The sequence below is a fragment of the Aequorivita sp. KMM 9714 genome (assembly GCF_011065475.1).
In the GTDB taxonomy this organism is placed as follows: domain Bacteria; phylum Bacteroidota; class Bacteroidia; order Flavobacteriales; family Flavobacteriaceae; genus Aequorivita; species Aequorivita sinensis.
In genome coordinates, this window is sequence record NZ_JAAGRO010000013.1 from 1 (window position 1) to 5749 (window position 5749).

A 5749-nucleotide genomic window follows, 5' to 3' on the forward strand; every position below is an offset into this window, starting at 1 on the left:
AAAACGAAAAACAACAACAGGTAACACCGTGTAAAAAACATTGCTTATTTTAGTTCAATCGTTTGGTCGTTGCTCTTTTGCTAGCTTCTGATTTTCCTGCGGAAAATCCTCGCATACAAAATCGCAATGTTCCTTACACAAAAACGTTGTGCGTCATTTAACGAAACGAACCTAACAAGAAAGTAAAATTGAATATAATGCAAAATCAAGACTTTAAAATTGGAATCAAAACCATTTGGTTTTTAGTTATTGGAAATCTTTTGCTGACTTCATTCGGAGCTTTAGCCAAAATTCAACATTGGGAGTTTTCACAAATAATCCTCACTATTGCATTAATGCTTTTCTTTTCGACTTGGATAATTATTTTGAGCGATATGGTTAAAAATAAAATCTACAATAAGACATTTTGGATTATGACTATGTTCATTTTGCCATTCATTTCACCGATTTTTTACTTAATTCAGAGGAATAGACTTATAAGACTCGGTCAGAAGTTTTAAGAATAAAATCGGAAAAGAAAAAAACGAACGCACAACAATGTGTATAAGCAATGGCTTGTCCTCGCCTACTTGGAATCCCGATAGCTATCGGGAGCGAAATTTCCACAGGCTCGGTCAATTTTTGTTATTTTAGGTGTTTATTCCACGCAACTTACCATACACTAAACGTCGGGCGTAAGTAAAAAAACTACAGATTGACAGAGTATCCTAAAGACATAAAGTTTAAATACAGTTGGAGAAAATACCAGCAACGAGTGCTTGATGAGTTGCAAGACCATTTGTCTGACGAACATCTTCACGTAATTGCACCGCCAGGTTCGGGTAAAACAGTATTAGGGCTTGAAGTTGCTATTCGGCTTAATAAACCTACTTTAATACTCGCACCAACAATTGCAATTCGCAATCAATGGATACAAAGATTTTGTGAACTTTTTCTTCAAACTACCTTAACACCTGATTGGATTTCTAGAGATATACGCAATCCAAAATTTATGACAGTAGTAACTTATCAAGGACTTCATGCTGCTTGTAATAATTGGAGAAATGAAGAAGAATTTGATGACGACGAAGAAGAAGTAACCGAAGAAGACGGAAATGATAATTCAACTAACTCAGAACTTAAAAGTATTGTAAGCGGACTAAAATCACAAAACATAAAAACTATTGTTGTGGACGAAGCTCACCATTTAAAAAACGAATGGTGGCAAACGCTGACAAAAGTTAAAGAAAAATTACAGCCGATTATTGTTGGTTTAACAGCAACTCCGCCTTATGACGTTTCAGCTACAGAATGGCAACGATATATAAGCCTCAACGGGCCTGTCGACGCCGAAATTTCAATTCCAGAATTAGTTCTTGAAGGGGATTTATGCCCACATCAAGACTACGTTCATTTTACGTTACCAACGGAGAAAGAAAATCGAAAAATTCTTGATTTTAGACAGAATATTGAAAAGTTATTTCAAGAAATAAAGACAGATGAAACTATCATTAAAGCGATTGAGCAACATCCCATTTGGAAAAAGCCAACAGAGCAATTAGATTGGATTTACAATAATCTTTCCTATTACTCGGCTTGTTTAATATTTTTAAAATCGAATGAAAAGGAAATTCCTGAAACACATCTTGAAGTCATTGGTGACAGGAAATTTAAAATCCCTAACCTTGATTACGAATGGATTGAGACTCTTCTAGATTTCTATCTCTACAAAGAAAAGGAACATTTCAAAAATTTTGAAGAACATCAAAAATCCCTTGAAAACAAACTGAGACGATACGGAGCGATTGAAAGGAGACAAATTAACTTTTCACACAACAAACGTTTAACGGGTTTTTTAACTTCAAGTATTAGTAAACTTAGCGGCATAAAGGAGATTGTTGATTTTGAATATAATCAACTAGGTAAAGATTTACGAATGGTTATTCTTTCGGACTTTATCCGAAAAGAATTTTTCATTAAGGAGTCTGAAAACAATCTCGAACTGAACAAAATTGGAATCATACCGATTTTTGAAAAATTAAGGCGAGAAAACAAGGACAACAAAAGGATTGCAGTTTTAACAGGGTCATTAATAATAATCCCTGTAAGTGCCTATTCAGCATTTGAAGCAAAAGCAGCGAAAATTGGAATAACTCAAGTAAACTCAAGTCCAGTTTCTTATGACTCTGACTATGTCCTAATAAACCAAACCGATCAACTCAAACACGACATTGTTCATCTTGTAACTCAAATTTTTCAAAGTGGAGAAATAGAAGTGTTAATAGGTACGAAGTCTTTGCTCGGTGAAGGATGGGACGCTCCTGCCATCAATTCATTGGTATTGGCAAGTTTTGTTGGTTCGTTTGTGCTTTCAAATCAAATGCGCGGTAGAGCCATTAGAGCCCAAAATGGAAATGACGGTAAAACAGGAAACATATGGCACTTGGCCTGTATCGACCCAACCTCACAAACAGGCGGAGACGATTTTGATTTACTTAAAAGACGGTTTAGAAGTTTTGTAGGTGTTTCATTCAAAGAAGAAGCAGGAATTGAGAATGGTATTGGACGTTTGAATATATCGGAAAACATTCATCTAAAAGAAGAAGTTGAGAAAAAGAATATTGAAATGTTTTCCTATGCAGGCGACAGAGAAAATCTAAAACAAAGATGGAAAACGGCACTTGAAACAGGTGTCAACCTTGTTGAAGAAATCAAAATTCCATTCCCCGAAGAAAAGGAATACAATGCCGTTAAGTCACTGTATTTATATAAAACAATTGGTAACCTATTGGCAACTTTAGGTTCGGGCTTAGTTGCTTATGGAACAGAAAGTTTACAAGCTATTTTTCGATCTGCAAGAAATATTCGAACTATTGAAGACTTGTATTTTTATCTAGGGGTTTTTGGAGGAATAGGCGTGCTGATTTTCGGCAGACTAACATTTAAGACATTAAGACTTTATTTAAAATACCGCGATATATCCAAGGACATTCAACAAATTGGAGATGCATTGCTAAACTCATTGATTAAAGCAGGTTTAATAAATACAGACTACTCAAAATTGAAAGTTGAAACTACAGTTGATAATCGGGGTTCGATTTTCTGTCATTTAGAAGGTGGGACAACTTTCGATAAGTCAACTTTTATAAATGCGCTTCAAGAAGTAATTGCACCAATTGACAATCCGAGATATGTAATTATAAGAAAAAACAAGTTTATGCTTTTTATTAAGCAAAAGGACTATCATTCAGTTCCTGAAGCACTTGGTAGAAATAAGAATTTAGCGGAATATTTCAAAGACCAATGGGAACGACTTGTTGGTTCTTGCGACTTAATTTATACACGGACACTGGACGGAAGAAAACTGCTTTTAAGGTCAAGAGTAAAGTCACTTTCAGCACAATTTGATGAGAAAGTTGAACACGTAAATAAATGGAAATAAAAAAAACCTACGCCCAACATTCTGTATAGTGCTTACCCTTCGGGATACGCACCATATAGTAAGCGTTGTCAGTCTGTCTCAAAACTACACTAATTTTCCTTTAAATTCAGTTGCAGTGTTAAGATTTCCGTATTTCATGAATTTTATGGAATTTCTCGGGAATGCGATTTTTAAGGCTTCTTGAGTGGATAATTGGACTATAGCAAGCAAAATAACCCCTAAAAACGAATTGAACGCAGCGCAAACGTCCGTTAGGCAACATTTGAAAAAAATTCTGCAAACAATCAAAAATATACTTACCTTTGACGTTAGTAACGTAAAAGATATGATATTATCCTTTGGTTCAAAAGAAACCGAACAAATTTGGAACGGAATCCGAGTTAAGAAAATGCCGATTGATATTCAAAACGTTGGACGGAGGAAATTAAGAATGTTGAACAACTCGCAAGATATTTCCGATTTGCGAATTCCACCATCCAACCGACTGGAAAAACTGACCGGAAAATTAAGCGAATTTTACAGTATTCGGATTAATAAACAATGGCAGATTATTTTCATTTGGGATAAAGGAAACGCAAACGAAGTGCAAATAATTGATTATCATTAAAAAATATAAAAATGGAAAAGTTAGCAAATGTACATCCTGGAGAAATTTTGAATTACGAATTTCTTGAGCCGTTGGAAATCACCGCATACCGACTTTCCAAAGACTTGAAAATACCTCAAACCAGAATTTCGGAAATTATTAAAGGAAACCGAAGAATTACGGCTGACACAGCTTTACGGTTAAGCAAATATTTTGGGAATTCTGCAAAATTCTGGCTCGGTCTTCAAAATGATTTTGATATCGAAGAAGAAAAAGAAAATAAAAAAAAAGAACTGAGCGAAATAAAGCAATACGTGGATAAAAACGTTGCCTAACAAGGTATAAAAAATAGGGCAAGTAAGTGTTAAACCCAATGTTTCAGGCGTATTTGCGAGGTCGCCATCCCGTATAGTTATCGGGATTGATTTACGACTACTTTTTTATTTTATATTTAGGAAGTCGTAGTCCTTCGGTGGGCTTTAGAACAATAAATAAAACAAAATGCAAAAGATTTGGCTTGTGGATAATCTGAAAGATAATTACTTATTTACAGCCCTACTTCTTTTATACTAAACGTTGGCATTAATTTGAATGATAGAATCGAGATTAAAGCATATAGCATCTGAATTAAATGGTGAATATACCATTGAGGATTACAAAATGATCTTTACCGACGGTTCGAGAAGTCCAGAAACCTATCACATAGTCAAATACGAATATGCAGAATCTGAAATTCATATTTTAATTCAAACTGGATTTACAGAAACTGCAAGAATTCTCACAAAACTTTCGACTTACACTCGACCGATTGAATTTGAAATTGATTGCGTAAGTCCGTTCGAAAATTTGTTTTTAAGAAGAAAAACGAGATTTAAAGTTAAGTGTAAAAACCAAAATTTCAAACACTTTCTTGAGAACAAAGCACTTCGGACTTTTGACACCATAATGAAAACGGAAAATTTTAATCCACGAATTTTTTCAGAGAATCACGAATCAATTAATCAAATAGTGATGGAATTTCATCTCGGATTTCCAAAATGGACTGAAATATTTGAGGAAATAAATCAATTTTTAAAATCAATTATTGACGAGCTGAATTCTGACAAAAGGTTCATCTCGAACAAAATATATAAAGAAAAAAACTAATGCCAACACCGTGTATAATTAATTGCTTGGTTCTAGCCCACTTGCGAAAATTCCTGCGGAATTTTCTCTAGTCCGTATTTGTTTACTAAATTAGTTACTTAACCACGCAACTAACCATAAACAAGACCGTTACCTGCAATTGCGGAACTCACTCAAACCTTAATTAAATGAAAATAAAAAAAAGAACATTTGACTTAATTTTTATTATTGTTTCAACTGCAATATTAATAGCATTATCAGAATATGGACTTTTAGAAAAGTATATGGCTTTTGCTTTAATTCCAATTTTAATTGCATATCAATTAGGACAATATTCTGAAAGAAAATTTAAGAACGAATAGCTGAATTCTGAATGAAATTCACGTCGGATTTTTTAGCTCGTATACGGAATCGCAATTTGAATTGAAAACCAAAATCGAACTGTGAGTAGAAATTAGCAAGTTGCGGAATTAACACTCAAACGGAATTGAGCAAGTTTGTGGAATTGAAAAACTAAACTGTAAAAATAAGCGGAGTTTTTCGCTGGTTTGGTTTTTGCATTTTTTTTGAATTTTAAGAAAGTAAAAACGAAAAACAACAACAGGTAACACCGTGTA

6 protein-coding genes are annotated in these 5749 nt (G+C 34.0%); all 6 read left to right on the forward strand.

The window, feature by feature from the left end; all coding sequences use genetic code 11:
• The first annotated feature begins 335 nt into the window (after positions 1 to 335).
• Positions 336 to 500: a PLDc N-terminal domain-containing protein gene (locus G3A46_RS14380; protein WP_277875413.1), complete on the forward strand. Its 165-nt coding sequence runs from the start codon at positions 336 to 338 to the stop codon at positions 498 to 500.
• Between the two features lie 194 nt (positions 501 to 694).
• Positions 695 to 3421 (forward strand): DEAD/DEAH box helicase family protein, encoded by a 2727-nt coding sequence (locus G3A46_RS13900; RefSeq protein ID WP_165150733.1) that lies wholly within the window; start codon positions 695 to 697, stop codon positions 3419 to 3421.
• Between the two features lie 325 nt (positions 3422 to 3746).
• Positions 3747 to 4028: a type II toxin-antitoxin system RelE/ParE family toxin gene (locus G3A46_RS13905; RefSeq protein ID WP_165150739.1), complete on the forward strand. Its 282-nt coding sequence runs from the start codon at positions 3747 to 3749 to the stop codon at positions 4026 to 4028.
• Between the two features lie 11 nt (positions 4029 to 4039).
• Complete coding sequence (locus tag G3A46_RS13910; protein WP_165150735.1) at positions 4040 to 4342, forward strand: HigA family addiction module antitoxin; 303 nt, start codon at positions 4040 to 4042, stop codon at positions 4340 to 4342.
• A gap of 256 nt (positions 4343 to 4598) precedes the next feature.
• The gene (locus G3A46_RS13915) at positions 4599 to 5153 is read left to right on the forward strand and encodes a hypothetical protein (protein ID WP_165150737.1); all 555 of its coding nucleotides are present in this window, start codon (positions 4599 to 4601) and stop codon (positions 5151 to 5153) included.
• Between the two features lie 167 nt (positions 5154 to 5320).
• A complete protein-coding gene (locus G3A46_RS13920; RefSeq protein ID WP_155949966.1) occupies positions 5321 to 5494 on the forward strand; it encodes a hypothetical protein in 174 nt (57 codons plus the stop codon).
• The last annotated feature ends 255 nt before the right edge of the window (positions 5495 to 5749 follow it).